We start from the raw sequence: 17,951 nt of genomic DNA, 5'->3' as shown, positions 1-17,951 counted from the left end.
ACCGAAACTAAGCACTAATGTCAATTTGATATTTATTTAAATTACTTTAAAAATGGTGTGGACTAATCAATCATATGTGTTATACTCTGTAATTGTAAAGGCTTACATTAATTTAATAGCGTTGGAGGGATATAGTATGGCGGTAGATACATACACTTACACAAAAAAAGTTCAAAACATTTTGGACAAGAAGTCTTCATTATTTCAACAATCTACAACACAGTTGTATAAGAAAATTCTTAATAATAATGAAGGAGAACTAACCGAACTAGGTGCAATTAACGCTAAAACAGGTAAATACACTGGTCGTTCACCGAAAGATAAGTTTATTGTTAATGAACCATCATACAGAGATGATATTGATTGGGGAAATATCAATCAACCTATTGAAGAAGACACATTTTTAAAATTATATGATAAAGTATTAAATTATCTAAATGAAAAAGATGAATTATATGTATTTAAAGGCTATGCAGGTAGCGATAAAGATTCACAACTCAAGCTAACTGTTGTCAACGAATTGGCTTGGCATAATCTCTTCGCACAAAATATGTTTATTCGTCCTGAAACAAAAGAAGAAGCAGAAGAAATCAAATCTGACTTTACGATTGTATCAGCACCCTATTTTAAAGCTGATCCAAATATAGATGGTACAAATTCAGAAACATTTATTATTACTTCATTTAAACATAAGGTCATTTTAATCGGCGGTACTGAATACGCTGGTGAGATGAAAAAAGGTATTTTCTCCGTAATGAACTACTTACTGCCTAAAGATAATATAATGAGTATGCACTGCTCCGCAAACGTTGGTGAAAAAGGTGATGTAGCTCTATTCTTTGGACTTTCTGGTACAGGAAAAACAACACTTTCAGCAGATTCAACTCGAAAATTAATCGGTGATGATGAACACGGTTGGAATGAAAATGGTATCTTTAATATCGAAGGTGGATGTTACGCAAAAGCAATCAACCTTTCTTACAAAAAAGAACCTCAAATATATGAAGCAATTAAATACGGTACAATTTTAGAAAATGTTGTTGTAGATGAAGAAGGCGATATCGACTTTGATGACAACTATTACACTGAAAATACAAGAGCCGCTTATCCAATCAACCATATAGAAAATATCGTTACACCTTCCAAAGCAGCACATCCAAATACGATTATTTTCCTTACTGCTGATGCTTTTGGCGTTTTACCTCCTATCTCAAAACTTAGCAAAGATCAAGCGATGTATCACTTTTTAAGTGGATTCACAGCTAAACTTGCAGGAACAGAAAGAGGTATCACTGAACCAGAACCATCTTTCTCAACATGTTTCGGCTCACCTTTCTTACCTTTACATGCTAAAGTTTATGCAGATTTACTAGGCGACTTAATTGATAAACATGATGTGGATGTTTATTTAGTGAATACCGGTTGGACTGGTGGTAAATATGGTACAGGACGCCGTATTAGTTTAAGTTATACGAGACAAATGGTTAATCAAGCAATCACTGGACAACTAAGAGATACAGAATATATTCAAGATGATATGTTTGGACTAAATATACCAGTGGAAGTTGAAGACGTACCTCAAACACTACTAAATCCAATAAATGCTTGGAGTAAGCCAGAGGCATATAGAGAACAAGCTCAAGATTTAATCGACAGATTTAAACATAATTTCGAAAAATTTGGTGATGAAGTTTCAGATTTAGCACAAAATGGTGGCTTTAAATAAATACTTAATAAAGCACATGGACTACATTATAATTGTGGCCCATGTGCTTTATTAGTAATTTTTTTATTTTTTTCTACTTTATCCATCCATTGTTTAACTGTATATAACGCTGTTTTCATTGCAAATGGCCTTGGTACATGATCTTCATCCATTTGATAAAATGTTTGATAAGTCGAGCCAATATGTTTCAATTGTGTTTCCAAATAATAGGCTTGGTGGATCCCAACTTGTTTATCTTTACCACCATGTACAATAAGTATAGGTGGACTGTCGGCGTGTATATTAGCAATCGCATCCCTTTGCTTATATGCTGTTGCTTGTTTCTTTGGATGTCCAATCATCCTTCTCAACATACCTCTTAAATCAATTCTTTCTTCATACATGAGGTGAATATCAGACACACCACCCCAAATAATAAAACTTGTAACTGGTAAATCTTGAAATGTAAGCAGACCTTGTAATCCACCTCTGGAAAATCCTATCATATGAATATATGCATCAGGGTACATTGCATTTAATATTCGAACAGCCACGGTTACATCATTTAAATCCCTACCATAAAATTCATCTTTACCTTCACTACCATTGTTACCTCTATAATAAGGTCCAAATACAAGTGTTTGAGCATCTGAAAATTGCATTAAACGTCCTGCTCTTACTTTACCAACTTGTCCTTTACCACCTCTCAAATATATAACTATTCTTTTTACACTTTTATGTGGTTGCATTAATAAACCTCTAACATTAATCTCATCCACTTCATAAGTGACTTCATCAAAAATATGGTCAGGTACTTCTATCGGCATTCTTTTTCTGTGAATAAAATCCAAGCTCGATCACTCTCTCTAAACATTTTAAAATTGCAGCATCTTTCAATAAATAACTTTTATATGCTTCTGAAATATCTGAGATACTATTGAAAATTAATGGCCCATCAGTTTCTAAATAATCATTTTTCATTTGTAATCGATCTACTTTAACCATGAAAACATCTTTTGTAAAAGGTGTGCCATTTTGACGATTAACACAATATTGAGCAATATAATGTCTATCTTTAAAATTAATAAGCGCTCCTGTTTCTTCAAACAATTCCCTATCACACGCTTGTACACTTGATTCCCCTGCTTCTCTTTTGCCACCAGGAAATTCTATACCTCTTATTTTATGTTTGGTAAAAAGCAATTGTCCTTGATATATTGGAATAACTAAGACATGGTCTGCATCTGGTATATCATTTTCATCTTTAAACGATAAAAAAACATCATCATTTTCTTTATCTTTAAACTTCACAAACATCAATCTCCCTTTATATATGTTAAACTATCAATGCGATGTAAATTGTTGGAGGCAAAATTTTATGAAAAAAATCTTTCTAGGACTTATCTATATATATCAACATTTCATTTCTCCTATGACACCAGCTACATGTCGCTTTTACCCAACTTGTTCTGAATATACTAGAGAAGCAATAGAAGTTTTTGGCCCCTTTAAAGGTACTTGGTTAGGTGTTAAACGTATTTCAAAATGTCATCCACTCCACAAAGGTGGATTTGATCCAGTACCTTTAAAAAAAGATAAAAAGCATAAACATTAATCAATCTGCATTAAATTATCTTTGTTTACTAAAGGAGGTTCAAAATAAATTGAACCTCTTTTTAATATGCCTGAATGTGCTACAATATCATTTTCAAAATAATAACCTTGTGGTGTAATATCACTTGGATAAGTTGTATATCTTGCTAATAAAGCAGTAAAATAACGACTTAAACCATATTCATACATACCGCCAATGACAAATTTCACATCTTTTTGTTCTAATATTTCAATGATTTCCATGACTTTATCAATACCACCGAGTCTAAATGGTTTTAATATGACAACATCGATTTTATAATTTTCAATATAATATAAAATTGTTTTCAAAGATACTGCTTTCTCATCAATAGCTATAGGTGGTAATTCCGTATCTTTAAAATGATTTACTTTTTCTATATCTTTAAAAGGCTCTTCTAAATAAAGAATTTCACTGCTTGAAAGTAACATGATTTTCTCAACTTCGTTATCTCTAACAGATTCATTGGCATCAATGACAATTTGAGGTTTAAATAGCAATCTCTGCAATCGCTTAACATCTTCTAAAATCGTTTCCGACCATTTTATTTTTATGCGTTGTGGTTGTGTGACTTTTAAGTCCTTAATTTGTTTATCCGTTAGGCCGCTAACCGTGGCACCATAAGGCACATTAAACGTCTCTAATTGGAAAAAAATTTGATAACAGGCCATCACAATCATACTTCGTGTAGCTGGATATTTTTCCAAACATTGAAGCGCGTTTTGAACTTCCGAAAAGGATTCAAACTCAATATTCTTAAAAGATTCAAACCACTTTATTGTTTGGTCATAAACTACTTCTATCGTTTCATCATCATACCAGTCTGTTTCAAAAGCGTTACACTCTCCAAAATAATGTTTCTGCTTATCCGTAATAAATTCAATAATAAGTGCTTTACGCTTGTCCAATTTTACCTTAGGAGTAATAATTGAATGTTTAAAATCATTATTACAAATATAAAGTTTCATTTCGCTCAATTTCATAAATTTTCACGCCTAATTTTTTAAATGTTTTCGTTGTAGTTTACCAGTTGATGTATAAGGTAATTCTGTTACTTGTTTAAAATATTTTGGGATTTTATATTTCGCTATATGTGATTTAAAATGTTCGATTAATGTTTCATTGGATAATTTTGTTTTTGAAACATAATATAAATAAGGTACTTCCCCCCACGTGCTGTCATGCTCTCCGATACACATTGCATCAGTAATTGATTCGTGTAGTTTTGCTACAGATTCTAATTGATATGGATATATATTTTCGCCACCGCTAATGATCAAATCTTTACGTCTGTCATAAATCATTACATATCCATCGTCATCTATTTCAGCAATGTCTCCCGTTTTAAAATAACCATTTTCAAACGTATCTATTAAATCTTCAGGATATAGGTATCCATTCATAACATTGTCACCTTTGATAAGTAGTTCTCCATGTCCTAGGTTATTCGGTTCTTTTATTTTCACAAAAACATTTTCACTTGGTTTTCCGACGGTATCATAGCGCTCAGCTAACATACTTGGCGATGCTGTTAAAAATTGGGAACATGTTTCAGTCATTCCGAATGAATTGTAAATCGGCAATCCTAATTTCAAAGCTTTTTCAATCAATGTACTAGAAAGCTTAGCCCCGCCTAATAATATCTTTTGAATATTATACGGTTGAGTCAACCCTTCATCCATTAACCATTTTAAAGTTTGAGGAACCAATGATACATGCGTTGGTAATTCTTTTTCTATTATTTCAAGCATCCTATGTGAATTAAACTTCGCTGCAATACGTACTGTAAAACCTTGAATCAGCGCTCTTATTATGACACTTAATCCAGAAATATGATAAATAGGCAATACAGATAACCATTTTGTGTCTTGATTAAACCCTAGACTTTGTTTACAACCCAGTGCACTTGCATAATGGTTGCCAAATGTTTGAGGAACAGCTTTTTGTGGTCCTGTTGTTCCAGAAGTAAACATAATAGAAGCAATTTGATCCATATTGAATATAGCTTCATAAGTATTATTAGAAACTTCACGTTTCAATACATCAAAATCAATTATGACTATATCTTGTAACGTTAAATTGGTAGTAGTAATTACTGTATCAGTTTCAATAGAATGCAACTGGTTTTGTATTTCTTCTTTGGTTAAACGCGTGTTTAACATCACGATTTCAACACCTGCTAGCCACAACGCATTAATCAAAGTAATAGATTCAATATGATTTTCTATATATATTCCTATACGCTTTTTCTTCAACTGTTTTATTTGATAAGCTAAACGGCTTGCTTCGTAATACATTGAAGCAAACGTGATTTTATTAAGACCATCATCAATAAATACTTTATTTCCATTTTGTTTTGCTTGCGTTTTCAACCAAAATTCCAATCTGTCATTCCTCCATCTCAAAGACTATTATAACGTTTTTACTTTGATTTAACAGTGTTGGTGCATTTTATTAGTTACTATTACCATAAATTCATATTTATACTATTTGTTTACATTTCTTTTGTAAAATAGTCAAAATTTAAGTTGTATGCGATGAATTTTGGTGATATGATAATAAAAATGACTTCGTTTCAACTAATTATAAACACATAAAAAAACATGATCTGTAGAAGGACTCTTCATTATCATAATAGATTATTAAGGCATCAGAGGTTCGAATCCCTCACTCTCCGTTTACTTACACCATATTAGATAAGAAGAAAGATAAACGTTTTTATTTATATATATATGATGAAGGAGATCACAATAAAATGAAATTTATTAAATACGAAATTGAGCAAGGCTTGTACTACGACCTCATAACGATATATGCAAAAACTAACAAAAATACTCCGTTCCATTTCACTTTTTCAGAAAGCCATACTCTAAAAGAAATAAGAGATAAATTAGAAGATATTGCAATTAAAATTGACAAACAATAATATTTGTTTAACGCAATCATCAAATAACGAAAGATCGTTACACTTATAATAAATAGAACGATGTCCTAAGATGGCTCATAATCCCTTAATCACAATACCAAATATTAGAAATTAAGACGCAGTTTGTTCCCTAAGTTATTGTATTACAATAACTTAGAAAACATCAAAATTCATCTATAGTATCCAACAAAGTTATCGATAAATATAAAACCCGTTATATCAACGTTTTAAATAACGATGTATAACGGGTTTTATAGAATTAACGGAGAGTGAGGGATTCGAACCCTCGAGACGCTTGTGGCGCCTACACACTTTCCAGGCGTGCTCCTTCGGCCAACTCGGACAACTCTCCAATATAGAATTAAAAAAACAGAAGCGATATTTCACTTCTGTTTGTATGACCCCGACGGGACTCGAACCCGTGTTACCGCCGTGAAAGGGCGGTGTCTTAACCGCTTGACCACGGGGCCATGGCTCCACAGGTAGGACTCGAACCTACGACCGATCGGTTAACAGCCGATAGCTCTACCACTGAGCTACTGTGGATTAATTTGAATGGAGCGGGTGATGGGAATCGAACCCACAACATCAGCTTGGAAGGCTGAGGTTTTGCCATTAAACTACACCCGCTTGATAACGATTATGGGGCGGTTGATGGGAATCGAACCCACGAATGTCGGAACCACAATCCGATGCGTTAACCACTTCGCCACAACCGCCAAAAATAAAATGGTTCAGGACAGAGTCGAACTGCCGACACATGGAGCTTCAATCCATTGCTCTACCAACTGAGCTACTGAACCTTAATGGTAAATCAATAATGGCGGTCTCGACGGGAATCGAACCCGCGATCTCCTGCGTGACAGGCAGGCGTGTTAACCGCTACACTACGAGACCAAACTATGTAATTGCGGGAGGCGGATTCGAACCACCGACCTTCGGGTTATGAGCCCGACGAGCTACCGAACTGCTCCATCCCGCGTTAATATTATTAATGACGCCTACCTATTAAATATACCATAATGTCATTACAAAATCAACATTATTTTAAAATTAATTTACAAATAATTAATTTATAATTAAAAATTAAATGTCATAATGAGTGGTTAAACTCCCTCATTTCTGAATACTTATTTAGTATATTAACTTTTGTAGCTTTCGTCAATGCTTTCATTAAAGTATTTTGTGTAAAAAAGGAATATAACTATAATATTATAATTTTAGTTAAGAAATGACACATATTTGTTTATTTTTATAGCTTACCCATATTTACTTAAAATATAAGTAAGCTATAAAGACTGTTCATTTTATAATTGAAATATAAAACTTATTTCCCCGTATTGTGCTGTATAATTATAGACCGTCGTAGGTTTATTCAATCTATTTACTCATGATACCCATCATTTTACTTTGTAAATTTGTAAATGTCGTGAAACCATCATCTTCCATGAAGTGTCCTCCAAAATCAGTAATTTTACATTTGCCATTCAATTCATCCATTAAACGCTTTGTTTCTTTGTAAGAAACATGTTTATCGTCTTTTGCACACAAACCATAAAATTCATTCACTTTTTCTTTAACTTTATCATAGTTAATGATTTTATCATCTAATTTCAACGACTCATCAATCTCTTGTGCATCCTCTTTGAAACCTGAGATACTGAATAAACCTTCAATATTGTTTATGTTTTTATTTTGAATAAATTCAAGTGAAGCAATTGTACCAAAACCATGAGTTACAAAATAGGTATCCTGTTTACGTATATGGATCTGTTCATTCATAACATTGAGCCATTTACGTATATCACTATTTTGTTCTTTCGGAATGTTAAAAAGTGTAACTACGTAACCTTCTAATGTAAGATTATTTGCTAACCATTCATACCAATGATTCGTTGAATCACCTAATTTTGAATGTACTATTACTATATCTGTCATAAATCAATCCCCCATTTACAAATATTACTTTTAAAGTATCTCATATATTTCACCAGTATTGTAAGTTTCAACTTAGTAAAAAAAAGCCAATTCTACAATAATTAAAAATTAACAAAGTAGAAAATGACTTTTTTATTATTTATTTAGATTTCATCTAAAATCTCTTCAACCGCTTCTTTTCCTTGCTTTATGCAATCAGGTAACCCAACAGCCTCAAATGACGCACCAGTAATACGTAGTCTAGGATAATTATGTCTTATATGCGATTGTATCAATTTAATTTGTTCAATATGTCCTACTTGATATTGAGGCATACTTTTAGGTAAACGATTTACAATACTAAAATCAGGCGAACCTTTAAAGGTCATCATTTTACTCAAATCATTTTTCACGATTTTCACGAGTTCTTCATCTGTATGATCGTCAACTACCGTATCACCTGGTTTACCAACATAAGCTCTAATTAACACTTTACCTTTAGGTGTTGTAAATGGCCATTTCTTACTTGTCCAAGTACAAGCCGTGATATTCGTATCGCTTGTACGAGCAATAACGAATCCTGTGCCATCATAATTGTTGATGATATTTGCTTCGTCAAATGCAAGTACGACTGTTGCTACTGTTGTAGAATCCATGTTTTTAAAATAATCAAAAGCAGGATCATTACCAAACCATTGTAAGAAATTTTGATGTGGCGTTGTAACTAAGACACTATCATAGATGCGCTTCTCATTGACTGTTTTAATTTCATATTTTTTCTGTGACGCTGTAATATCTTTAACAGCCGTTTGATATTTAATATTAACACCTTTTGCTACCAAATCGTCTCTTAAACATTCTATAAACGAACTCAATCCATGTCTAAACTGTTTAAATTGTCCCTTAGGTGCACCTGGATAAAGTTCACGTTGTTTTATTCTTTGCGCCTTCTCATATCGCATTCCTTTAATAAGGCTACCAAATTGTTCTTCTCTTTCTTTAAACTCAGGGAAAGTACTCATTAAACTAAGCTCGTCAATATTTGTGCCATAAATACCACCCATTAATGGTTCTATTAGATTTTCTAGCACTTCGTCACCTAACCGCGTTCTAAAAAATTCACCAACCGACATATCGTTATCCATATCTATAGTTTTTTTAAACAAATCCATTCCAGCTCTTAACTTACCCAATGGAGAAATTAATTTTGTTTTGAGAAATGGTTTGATGTCGGTCGGTATTCCTAAAATAGAACCGCCTGGAATCGGATAGAGTTTATTTTTAGCATATATATACGATTGCCCAGTTTTATTAGTAATGAGTTGATCTTCAAGCCCTATATCTTTGGCTATATCTGTCATAATTTGTTTTCGTCCTAAATAAGATTCTGGACCTAATTCAATGGTATAGCCCTCATTACGATATGTTTGTATTTTCCCGCCTACTCTATTAGAAGATTCATAAATTGTGACATCGATGTCAGGTCTTTTTGATTTGATAAAATATGCACTGGATAAGCCTGTGATGCCTGCCCCAATAATTGCGATACTCTTAGTCAATGTGATTCACGCTTCCTTTAATAAACATTTTTAATTTCATCTACGATTGCACCAATAAATAGTGAATCTGTATTAGGCATTGCTGGACGGAAGTAATTAACGCCTAACTCATCACAAATTATTTTGCATTCATAATCATTATCATATAATACTTCCAAATGTTCACATACAAAGCCTACAGGCGTATAAATAAAGTTTTTATAATTATATTTTTCGAATAAGTTTCTAGTTAAATCTTGAACGTCAGGGCCTAACCAAGGTGTCCCAGTATTACCTTCTGATTGCCACCCTTCAGCAACGTGAGTAATGTTTGATTTAGCTTTTAATAATTCAGCAGTATCATGCAATTCATTCGGATATGGGTCATTATTTTTTTCTATAAGTCCTTTAGGTAAACTGTGTGCTGATACTACTAAGACTGTTTCATCATGTTCTTCTTTTGGTATTTGCTCTAAAGTTTCATTTACCTTTTCAGTCCAGTATTGGATGAATTTTGGTTGTTGGTAATAATGTTCAACATGGTTTAACGTAATACCATATTTGTCCGCTTCTTCTTGTGCACGCTTATTATAGGAACCCACTGAAAAGCTTGAATAATGTGGTGCTAGTACCACAGTAACAGCTTCATCTATACCTTCTTTATTCATTGCCTTTACAGCATCTTCAATAAACGGATGGATGTGCTTCAAACCAATGTACAACTTGAACTCAACATCAGTATATTGATTATTCAACTCTGAACATAATGCCTCAGCTTGTCGATTCGTAGTTCCCGCAAGTGGTGATAAACCGCCAATAAATTTATATCTATCTTTTAAGTCTTGCAATTCTGCTTCTGTAGGTTTTTTCCCATGTCTAATATCTGTGTAATAAGCTTCTATGTCACTTTCTTTATAAGGTGTACCATAAGCCATTACTAGTAAGCCTACTGTTTTTGCCATTTTAAAATCATCCTTTTATTTAAATTTTTAAGATGTAGATGACATAATTAAATGTAAATCTTGTTCACCTTTTGTATGTCTAACTATCTTTGAGTATATTCGTGAACAAACGTAGTAATTCTTTTTAAAGTTTCGGGTTTAACTTGTGGAAAAACACCATGTCCTAAATTAAATATATGTTTACCATGTGCTAAGCCCTCATCTAAAATAGGTTTTAATCGCGCTTCTATAACTTCCCAAGGTGCTAATAGTAAAGATGGATCTAAATTCCCTTGTAATGTTTTAGTAATATTTAAATCATTAGCTTCTTTAATAGACAGTCTCCAATCTAGACCTAATACATCTATTGGTAAATCATTCCATTCATGTACTAAATGACTTGCACCCACACCAAATAAAATCACAGGTACATCGTATTTCGCCTTAATTCCATTAATTAACTTTTTCATTGCTGGTTTTATATAATATCTGTAATCTTGAACGTTTAATGCACCAACCCAAGAATCAAATACTTGTATGATTTCTGCACCAGCTTCTATTTGAGCTGTCGTATAAGTAATAGACATATCGACTAAATGATCCATAAGCGCAAACCAAGTTGCTTCGTCACTATACATCATTGCCTTTGTAAAATTATAATTCTTAGAAGGCCCACCTTCAATCATATAGCTTGCTAAGGTAAAAGGAGCGCCAGTAAAACCAATCAATGGCACCTTCAATTTTTCTTCAGTTAATAATTTAATCGTGTCTAATACATATGGAACATCTCGTTTCGGATCAATATTCCCTAATTTTTCAACATCTTGTATATTTTTAATCGTATTATGAATTACTGGTCCTATCCCGGACTTAATTTCTACGTCCACCCCTATCGGTTGCAATGGGGTCATGATATCTTTATATAAAACCGCAGCGTCCGTATTATAATTATCTACTGGTAAATGTGTTACGTATGCACATAATTCTGGCTGGTGTGTTATTTCAAATAAAGAGTATTGCTCTTTCAATTTTCTATATTCAGGCTGTGATCTACCAGCTTGACGCATAAACCACACAGGTGTGTGTTTAACTTCTTTGCCCTTAATCATATCTAGGATTGTATTATTTTTATTATGCACCTTGTAATCCTCCTACATTATAATCATTCTTATTAATATTACCATATCCACTAATTTCCCGTATTCAATCAATAGAAATGTCATAAAAAAGACAAAGTGTGTCACTTTGTTATTCTTAATTATTTGACTATTGTTTTCTAACAGAAATCAATTATAATACTGTTAAAGTCTATTTTACATTTATTTGAAATATTAGAAGTATATATAGTAAATTATAATAGTTATGCAATGTTTCTTAAACAATTCAAGGGGGAAAACTTATGAAAATTTACGCATCTTACGGTACATTTGGTTATTTAAATCAAATTAGACTGAATAATCCGACACATCATCTACTACAATTTTCAGCTTCCGATTCTTCAGTTATTATAGAAGAAACAGAAGGTGAAACGGTTTTAAAACACCCGCTGGCTTATGACATCATTAAGTCTGAAGGGAATTTAGATGAAAATTACTTCTATTCTGTTATTTTTATACCAACATCAGAGGATCATGCATATCAATTAGAAAAGAAATTAGAAAATGTCACTACTGATTTCAAACAATTTGCAGGTTATAGAAGTTATCGCTTTTTAAAACCAAATCAAGGGTTAACATATAAAATTTATTTTGGCTTTAATAGTCGTACAGATTACGAAGATTTCAAAGCGTCTGCCGTTTTCCAAGAAAACTTTGATAAACTAGCACTAAGTCAATTCTTTGGTTCTAGTGGTCAACATTCAAGTTACTTCGAAAGATATTTATTCCCAATTGACGATTACTAATTAAAAATCGCTACTCAAATTTAGCTCTAAGCTAAAACCTGAGTAGCGATTTTTTAATCTGTTAGCAAACTTTCTTGATATTTCAATTTTTTAGTTATATTTCTAATCGTCAACCATCCTACAAGAAAGAATATCAATCCAAAGAAACTATATTGTGGAAAAACAATAGCAAAAGTAACGATAAAAATCACGCCTATAATACACATTAATCTATTTAAAAATTGTTCATATCCTTTAATGACCTTACTATCAGATACAGGCCAAACTTGAGGCCATAGACCATATGCTTGTTGTGTATAAAATTGAGCCATTTGTAACAATATAATATACATAAATAGACTACCAATTAATAAAACTACGATGACTTGATGTAACCATATCATCATAACTAAAGCTATAATAATCAAGCGTAATATAATATTAAATGCGTCTTTACCTCTAGCAAAACTTCTAATAAATAAATAAAGATACATATAGTTTTCATTAAATTTTTTAGGTTTCGGTTTCCACAATAACGGATCTAAATAACTTCTCCTTACTGCTTTCTCTTCTAATTGTTTTACATCCGTAAACATATTTACAAATTTATAATAATTCATATGATGTTGTTGTTCTGTATTAATCATATGCTCCCATGGGAACAAATAGTCTTTGTTTAAATATCTTATTAACAGAGTCAGAGCAACAAGTATAATAACTGAAAAAATACTTGAGATATTTTTAGGATCTAAGGCTACATAATAACCAGATGTAAATATCACAAACAAAATGCTAAATAAAGACCAACGTTCAAGACGAAATTTATACCACTGCCATTTTAATAATAAACCTAAGAGCGGAAATATAATTGCTAGTCCAGCAAAGATAATATAAAATCCAAACGTTTTGTTATTAAGCACATAAAATAATGGAAATAATATAATAATCAATAATATTTGTATAGGTAATCTAGTAACATAACTATACATCAAACTTTTTTTCATATATTCAAACATATGTTTTTCAAATGGCAAGAGAAATAATTTATCTGCATCTTTCAATAAAGTCCTAATTGGGAACATGGAAGTAATGGCTGTGATTATACTAGCAATTAACGCATAATTAATATGTTTAGGCATTGATTTCAACCAATCTCCATAACCTAAAATAAATGCACCTAATAAAATTACAAGAAATACAGAAAAATGACCATTAAATATAAATTTATTATAATAACTTTTCTCTTTTTTGATTGCTTGTTTCCTTAAATCAAATAATTGTTTAGCTTGCTGTCTCATGAGTTCTGGCCACCTTGAGTAACATGTATATAGATTTCATCTAAAGTTTTACCACTTAGCCCTGTTTGTTCTCTTAATTCATCTATATTACCGAATGCTACGATTTGACCTTTGTCCATTATTAAAAATCTGTCACAGTATTTTTCGGCCGTTGCCAAAATATGTGTACTCATCAATACAGTTCTGTTCTCTTCTTTTTTCTCGACCATTAAATCAAGCATAGATTGTATACCTAAAGGATCTAATCCTAAAAATGGCTCGTCAATGATATATAATTCTGGATCTACAATGAATGCACAAATAATCATCACTTTTTGTTTCATACCTTTAGAAAAATGACTCGGAAATATATCTAATTCATTTTCTAACCTAAATGTTTTTAATAATGGATTTGCCCTTTTCATCGCTTCCATTTTATCTATATTATACGCCATTGCTGTCATATTAATATGTTCTTGCAACGTTAATTCATCATATATGACTGGTGCTTCCGGAATATATGACAACTTACGTCTATAAGCTTCTACATCTTGTTTGATATCAATATCTGAAATTGTTAACTGCCCTTCCATCGGCGTTAATAAGCCTAACATATGTTTAATAGTGGTACTCTTCCCAACACCATTCAAACCTATCAGTCCAACAATTTCTCCTTTTTTTAATTCAAAATTTATATCTTTTATCACAGGTCTTTTGCCATAACCGCCTGTTAAATGCTCTACTTTTACTGTCATAAGGCACCTCCACAAATAGTATTGTATCAAAAATCAAACATTGTTCATAAAGTTACTTCAAAAAATGACGGAATTTAATCAGTAATGCTATAATAGTTACTAAACATCTGACAAGGAGTGAAAATTTATGTCTGAAACAATCTTTAGTAAAATAATTAATGGTGAAATTCCTAATTATAAGGTATATGAAGATGAATATGTTTATGCATTTTTAGACATCTCTCAAGTGACCAAAGGTCATACTTTATTAGTTCCTAAAAAAGTTTCTGCAAATATCTTTGAAACGGATAGTGAAACAATGAAACATATAGGCGTTGCTTTACCTAAAGTAGCAAACGCAATCAAAAAAGCATTTAACCCTGATGGTCTAAATATTATACAAAATAATGGTGAATTTGCCGATCAATCTGTCTTCCATTTACATTTTCATCTGTTACCAAGATATGAAAATGAAGTAGATGGTTTTGGTTATAAATGGGAAACACATGAAGAAAGCATAGGCGATGAACAAAAGAAAAAAATTGCACAAGAAATTGCAGCACAATTTAATTAATTATGCTTACCTGATATGATATAGGGTATATTAAAAATATTAATGACTCAGAAATTTTAGAAATGAGGAGAATTTTTATGAAAACAGCTCAATTATTACTAGGTCTTGGTGCTGGTGTTGCAACTGGAATTGGTGTTGCATTAATGAATCGTGATAAGAAAAATTCAAACCAATTTGAGACAGAAGCGCGCAGACCTACGGGTGCTGAATCTGAATTTGATAAAGAAATCAACACTATAAAGCAAAACGTCAATGATATTGTAAATTACATTTCACAAATCAAATCAGAAAGTACTGAAATTGGCAGTACTATTGGTGATGAAGTGAAAACGATGATTGGTGATTTTAAATCTGATATCGATCCTAATATTGAAAATTTGCAATCCCATATTGAAAATTTACAAAATCGTGGCGAAGAAATTTCAAAAGCATTTGAAAAAGACAAATAATTAACTCAATTAACTAAGAGTTATAACTCACTTGAAAACCTGAGTTATAACTCTTTTCTTTGGATAAAAAAACCCTTTTAAGGGTTGCTGGGAAAGTAGTACATATGGCTGATCTTCTCAGAGCCCTTATCAGGGCTGGTCAGTAACAAAGGCTTATAGCCGAAGAACAAACCACCCGTTATACGGGTGGTTTTGATTAATACAATAAAAACATCTATGTCTTTAAAATGATGCTGAATTAAAAATATATAGTACACTCATCTTTCTTTGATTAAAAACTATAATATCCTTACATTATAGTGTTTTGAGAACTTTTCAAACTCTAAAATTAACTTAAAGTTAAACTTGACGACTGTAAGAATACGTTAGATAATACGAAAGTATATTCAATAAATTTTAAAAAGGAGTATGATTGCGTAATGTATTTATGTACACGTCAAATAGATATTAACGCTCGTTTTGGCATACCTAGAATTGCTTTCCTTAGTTTTGTTACTACAATTATCACATTTTTAATTGCATACGAACTTTTATACTTCTTTTCAAATACCAAATTAACAGACGACCACTTTTTAATATTTTTAATTTTAGTAGTGCTTTTGTACCCTTTACATAAATTAATCCACTTATTGTTTTTCTATCCCTATCGTAAGTCATTTAAAAAATATAAATTAGTAAAACATAAGTCTGTGCCTTTTTATAATGTGTATGTTAATACACCTGTTAATAAATATTATTTTTGTTTTGATTTAATCACACCAGCTTTATTTATAACGATTGTTTGCACATTTATAAGTACTATCATCCCTCAATATGGTCATTATTTAATGTTTTTAATTGCTTTGAATTTAGGTTATTCGGTTATGGATTTTCTTTATTTAAAGATCATATTATTTTCAAATGAAGGTACTTATGTTGAAGAACATCAAACTGGTATTAATATTTTAAACAAAGTATCACCTTATACGAATCATGAACTTGATTAAGCAAACAGCAATGTTTGCTTTTTTTATTCGCTCTTTTTTATATAAAATGGTTACAACTATAGTCGTATATATTAGGTTTCTAATTGGTGAAAACGACTTTATATGTTATATTTACGTTGTTATTCTTACAAAAGGAGTTCCCAATCATGAAAACATTTAAAAAAGTTATAATTCCTGTTACTGCTAGTGCATTATTATTAGGTGCTTGTGGTAATAGCGCTACAGATTCTAAAGAAGATACAATTATTTCATCAAAAGCTGGCGATGTTAAAGTTGAAGATGTAATGGATAAAATGGGTGATGAGCAAGTTGCAAACACATCTTTTTCTATATTATTAAATAAATTGTTAGCAGATAAGTATAAAGATAAAATAGACACGAAAGATATTGATAAAGAAGTTGAAAAAGAACAAAAACAATACGGTGGCAAAGATCAATTTGAAAGTATGTTAAAACAACAAAAAATGTCGCTTAGTGACTATAAAGAGCAAAAAAAATTACAATCATATCAAAAGGCACTACTGAACGATAAAGTGAATATTTCTGATAAAGAAATTAAAGAATCTACTAAAAAAGGTTCGCATATTTTAATTAAAGTTAAAGAGAATAAAGATGACAAAGAAGGTTTATCAGATAAAGATGCAAAAGCAAAAGCAGAAAAAATCCAAAAACAAGTATCAGAAAATCCTGACAAATTTGGAGAAATTGCCAAAAAAGAATCAATGGATAAATCTTCGGCTAAAAAAGATGGTAGCTTAGGATATGTTATCAAAGGACAAATGGAAAAAGATTTTGAAAAGGCGCTCTTCAAACTTAAAGAAGGCGACGTTTCAAAAGTAGTTAAAACAGATTATGGTTACCATATTATTAAAGCAGATAAAGAAAATGACTTTGATAAAGAAAAAGGTAAGCTAAAATCGCAATTAATCCAACAAAAAGTACAAAAAAGTCCTAAATTACTAACAGACGCTTATAAAGAACTGTTAGATGAATACAAAGTAGATTATAAAGATAGAGATATTAAAAAAGCTATTGAAGATTCTATTCTAGACCCTGATAAAATTAAACAGCAACAACAACAACAGCAACAACAGCAAGCGATGCAACAAGGTGGAGCTGGTATGACCTCTGGACAATAGAATCATAATTCATAAATAAACAAGGCAAATGCTACATTCTAGGGCATTTGCCTTGTTTTTTTATGAATGAAACTAACTTATATTTACTTATTAATTATGCTTGTACACATATTTTTCGAGACGATTGTATTTTATCTCTTGCGCTGATATATAACACAGGATAAACACATATTCAATCTACTTATATCAAATCATACGATGCTCATGAATAAAAAACGATTATCTCACCCCCTACTTCTTACCTTCTAAT

General features: G+C 31.6%; 18 protein-coding genes and 8 tRNA genes. 8 read left to right on the top strand and 18 right to left on the bottom strand.

Annotated elements, in window-relative coordinates; genetic code table 11:
- Nucleotides 1-136 precede the first annotated feature (136 nt).
- Nucleotides 137-1,726, top strand: coding sequence for a phosphoenolpyruvate carboxykinase (ATP) (gene pckA / locus JG554_RS05280; protein WP_070039584.1), 1,590 nt, complete (start codon nucleotides 137-139; stop codon nucleotides 1,724-1,726).
- Nucleotides 1,727-1,752: 26 nt separating this feature from the next.
- On the opposite strand, the gene JG554_RS05275 is transcribed toward pckA, so the two are convergent.
- Both JG554_RS05275 and ytkD read right to left on the bottom strand, forming a co-directional pair.
- Nucleotides 1,753-2,556: an alpha/beta hydrolase family protein gene (locus tag JG554_RS05275; RefSeq protein WP_182478100.1), complete on the bottom strand. Its 804-nt coding sequence runs from the start codon at nucleotides 2,554-2,556 to the stop codon at nucleotides 1,753-1,755.
- Nucleotides 2,513-3,022 carry an RNA deprotection pyrophosphohydrolase gene (ytkD, locus tag JG554_RS05270; RefSeq protein WP_070039587.1) on the bottom strand — a complete coding sequence of 170 codons (510 nt, stop codon included), beginning with the start codon at nucleotides 3,020-3,022 and terminating at the stop codon, nucleotides 2,513-2,515. The genes JG554_RS05275 and ytkD overlap by 44 nt, the downstream gene beginning before the upstream one ends.
- A gap of 61 nt (nucleotides 3,023-3,083) precedes the next feature.
- Between ytkD and yidD the strand changes: the two genes are divergently transcribed.
- Nucleotides 3,084-3,320 (top strand): membrane protein insertion efficiency factor YidD, encoded by a 237-nt coding sequence (gene yidD, locus JG554_RS05265; protein WP_064208800.1) that lies wholly within the window; start codon nucleotides 3,084-3,086, stop codon nucleotides 3,318-3,320.
- Here yidD and menC read toward each other — a convergent pair.
- Together menC and menE are read right to left on the bottom strand one after the other, a co-directional pair.
- Nucleotides 3,317-4,321, bottom strand: coding sequence for an o-succinylbenzoate synthase (gene menC, locus JG554_RS05260; RefSeq protein WP_046207610.1), 1,005 nt, complete (start codon nucleotides 4,319-4,321; stop codon nucleotides 3,317-3,319). The two genes, yidD and menC, sit on opposite strands and share 4 nt — an antisense overlap.
- 12 nt (nucleotides 4,322-4,333) lie before the next feature.
- Nucleotides 4,334-5,722 (bottom strand): o-succinylbenzoate--CoA ligase, encoded by a 1,389-nt coding sequence (gene menE / locus JG554_RS05255; RefSeq protein ID WP_064208799.1) that lies wholly within the window; start codon nucleotides 5,720-5,722, stop codon nucleotides 4,334-4,336.
- Nucleotides 5,723-6,093: 371 nt separating this feature from the next.
- On the opposite strand from menE, the gene JG554_RS05250 reads away from it, so the two are divergent.
- Nucleotides 6,094-6,264: a hypothetical protein gene (locus JG554_RS05250; protein WP_164987238.1), complete on the top strand. Its 171-nt coding sequence runs from the start codon at nucleotides 6,094-6,096 to the stop codon at nucleotides 6,262-6,264.
- Between the two features lie 263 nt (nucleotides 6,265-6,527).
- On the opposite strand, the gene JG554_RS05245 is transcribed toward JG554_RS05250, so the two are convergent.
- From JG554_RS05245 to hemE, 12 genes are all read right to left on the bottom strand, one after another.
- A tRNA-Ser gene (locus JG554_RS05245) sits at nucleotides 6,528-6,616 on the bottom strand.
- A gap of 46 nt (nucleotides 6,617-6,662) precedes the next feature.
- A tRNA-Glu gene (locus tag JG554_RS05240) sits at nucleotides 6,663-6,734 on the bottom strand.
- A 1-nt stretch (nucleotide 6,735) separates the two neighbouring features.
- Nucleotides 6,736-6,810 (bottom strand) — tRNA-Asn (locus JG554_RS05235).
- A 10-nt stretch (nucleotides 6,811-6,820) separates the two neighbouring features.
- Nucleotides 6,821-6,894: transfer RNA gene (locus JG554_RS05230), tRNA-Gly, on the bottom strand.
- A 13-nt stretch (nucleotides 6,895-6,907) separates the two neighbouring features.
- Nucleotides 6,908-6,983: transfer RNA gene (locus tag JG554_RS05225), tRNA-His, on the bottom strand.
- Nucleotides 6,984-6,994: 11 nt separating this feature from the next.
- A tRNA-Phe gene (locus tag JG554_RS05220) sits at nucleotides 6,995-7,067 on the bottom strand.
- 18 nt (nucleotides 7,068-7,085) lie between these two features.
- Nucleotides 7,086-7,161: transfer RNA gene (locus tag JG554_RS05215), tRNA-Asp, on the bottom strand.
- An 11-nt stretch (nucleotides 7,162-7,172) separates the two neighbouring features.
- A tRNA-Met gene (locus JG554_RS05210) sits at nucleotides 7,173-7,246 on the bottom strand.
- A 398-nt stretch (nucleotides 7,247-7,644) separates the two neighbouring features.
- Nucleotides 7,645-8,202 (bottom strand): alpha/beta hydrolase, encoded by a 558-nt coding sequence (locus tag JG554_RS05205; protein ID WP_046207612.1) that lies wholly within the window; start codon nucleotides 8,200-8,202, stop codon nucleotides 7,645-7,647.
- A gap of 143 nt (nucleotides 8,203-8,345) precedes the next feature.
- The gene (gene hemY / locus JG554_RS05200) at nucleotides 8,346-9,740 is read right to left on the bottom strand and encodes a protoporphyrinogen oxidase (protein WP_070039591.1); all 1,395 of its coding nucleotides are present in this window, start codon (nucleotides 9,738-9,740) and stop codon (nucleotides 8,346-8,348) included.
- A gap of 17 nt (nucleotides 9,741-9,757) precedes the next feature.
- The gene (gene hemH / locus JG554_RS05195; protein WP_046207614.1) at nucleotides 9,758-10,681 is read right to left on the bottom strand and encodes a ferrochelatase; all 924 of its coding nucleotides are present in this window, start codon (nucleotides 10,679-10,681) and stop codon (nucleotides 9,758-9,760) included.
- An 83-nt stretch (nucleotides 10,682-10,764) separates the two neighbouring features.
- Entirely contained in the window at nucleotides 10,765-11,799 is a 1,035-nt protein-coding gene (gene hemE, locus JG554_RS05190) for a uroporphyrinogen decarboxylase (RefSeq protein WP_046207615.1), read from the bottom strand.
- Between the two features lie 260 nt (nucleotides 11,800-12,059).
- On the opposite strand from hemE, the gene JG554_RS05185 reads away from it, so the two are divergent.
- On the top strand, nucleotides 12,060-12,563 hold the full coding sequence (locus JG554_RS05185) for a hypothetical protein (RefSeq protein ID WP_046207616.1): 504 nt from the start codon (nucleotides 12,060-12,062) through the stop codon (nucleotides 12,561-12,563).
- A gap of 53 nt (nucleotides 12,564-12,616) precedes the next feature.
- Here JG554_RS05185 and ecsB read toward each other — a convergent pair whose 3' ends face one another.
- Both ecsB and ecsA read right to left on the bottom strand, forming a co-directional pair.
- Nucleotides 12,617-13,840: an ABC transporter permease EcsB gene (gene ecsB / locus JG554_RS05180; RefSeq protein WP_107360226.1), complete on the bottom strand. Its 1,224-nt coding sequence runs from the start codon at nucleotides 13,838-13,840 to the stop codon at nucleotides 12,617-12,619.
- Complete coding sequence (gene ecsA, locus JG554_RS05175; RefSeq protein ID WP_203265382.1) at nucleotides 13,837-14,574, bottom strand: ABC transporter ATP-binding protein EcsA; 738 nt, start codon at nucleotides 14,572-14,574, stop codon at nucleotides 13,837-13,839. Before ecsA ends, ecsB begins: the two co-directional genes overlap by 4 nt.
- A 127-nt stretch (nucleotides 14,575-14,701) precedes the next feature.
- On the opposite strand from ecsA, the gene JG554_RS05170 reads away from it, so the two are divergent.
- The 4 genes from JG554_RS05170 (at nucleotide 14,702) to prsA (ending at nucleotide 17,701) form a co-directional block, all read left to right on the top strand.
- A complete protein-coding gene (locus tag JG554_RS05170) occupies nucleotides 14,702-15,127 on the top strand; it encodes an HIT family protein (RefSeq protein WP_203265381.1) in 426 nt (141 codons plus the stop codon).
- Between the two features lie 77 nt (nucleotides 15,128-15,204).
- On the top strand, nucleotides 15,205-15,576 hold the full coding sequence (locus JG554_RS05165; RefSeq protein ID WP_046207620.1) for a YtxH domain-containing protein: 372 nt from the start codon (nucleotides 15,205-15,207) through the stop codon (nucleotides 15,574-15,576).
- Nucleotides 15,577-15,995: 419 nt separating this feature from the next.
- Entirely contained in the window at nucleotides 15,996-16,562 is a 567-nt protein-coding gene (locus tag JG554_RS05160) for a DUF3267 domain-containing protein (RefSeq protein WP_046207621.1), read from the top strand.
- Nucleotides 16,563-16,708: 146 nt separating this feature from the next.
- A complete protein-coding gene (prsA, locus tag JG554_RS05155; RefSeq protein WP_046207622.1) occupies nucleotides 16,709-17,701 on the top strand; it encodes a peptidylprolyl isomerase PrsA in 993 nt (330 codons plus the stop codon).
- The last annotated feature ends 250 nt before the right edge of the window (nucleotides 17,702-17,951 follow it).

It is taken from the genome of Staphylococcus sp. 11-B-312 (genome assembly GCF_016743055.1).
In the GTDB taxonomy this organism is placed as follows: domain Bacteria; phylum Bacillota; class Bacilli; order Staphylococcales; family Staphylococcaceae; genus Staphylococcus; species Staphylococcus ureilyticus.
The sequence above is the reverse complement of the archived record's forward strand: the minus strand, read 5'-3'. Positions and strand labels throughout refer to the sequence as shown.

Excerpts from the sequence above, each read along its gene's own strand:
- hemH (WP_046207614.1), bottom strand. The coding sequence starts at position 10,681 with ATGGCAAAAACAGTAGGCTTACTAGTAATGGCTTATGGTACACCTTAT.
- JG554_RS05165 (WP_046207620.1), top strand. The coding sequence starts at position 15,205 with ATGAAAACAGCTCAATTATTACTAGGTCTTGGTGCTGGTGTTGCAACT.
- yidD (WP_064208800.1), top strand. The coding sequence starts at position 3,084 with ATGAAAAAAATCTTTCTAGGACTTATCTATATATATCAACATTTCATT.
- ytkD (WP_070039587.1), bottom strand. The coding sequence starts at position 3,022 with ATGTTTGTGAAGTTTAAAGATAAAGAAAATGATGATGTTTTTTTATCG.
- JG554_RS05170 (WP_203265381.1), top strand. The coding sequence starts at position 14,702 with ATGTCTGAAACAATCTTTAGTAAAATAATTAATGGTGAAATTCCTAAT.
- JG554_RS05250 (WP_164987238.1), top strand. The coding sequence starts at position 6,094 with ATGAAATTTATTAAATACGAAATTGAGCAAGGCTTGTACTACGACCTC.
- menC (WP_046207610.1), bottom strand. The coding sequence starts at position 4,321 with ATGAAATTGAGCGAAATGAAACTTTATATTTGTAATAATGATTTTAAA.
- JG554_RS05205 (WP_046207612.1), bottom strand. The coding sequence starts at position 8,202 with ATGACAGATATAGTAATAGTACATTCAAAATTAGGTGATTCAACGAAT.
- JG554_RS05160 (WP_046207621.1), top strand. The coding sequence starts at position 15,996 with ATGTATTTATGTACACGTCAAATAGATATTAACGCTCGTTTTGGCATA.
- ecsB (WP_107360226.1), bottom strand. The coding sequence starts at position 13,840 with ATGAGACAGCAAGCTAAACAATTATTTGATTTAAGGAAACAAGCAATC.
- pckA (WP_070039584.1), top strand. The coding sequence starts at position 137 with ATGGCGGTAGATACATACACTTACACAAAAAAAGTTCAAAACATTTTG.
- ecsA (WP_203265382.1), bottom strand. The coding sequence starts at position 14,574 with ATGACAGTAAAAGTAGAGCATTTAACAGGCGGTTATGGCAAAAGACCT.
- prsA (WP_046207622.1), top strand. The coding sequence starts at position 16,709 with ATGAAAACATTTAAAAAAGTTATAATTCCTGTTACTGCTAGTGCATTA.
- JG554_RS05185 (WP_046207616.1), top strand. The coding sequence starts at position 12,060 with ATGAAAATTTACGCATCTTACGGTACATTTGGTTATTTAAATCAAATT.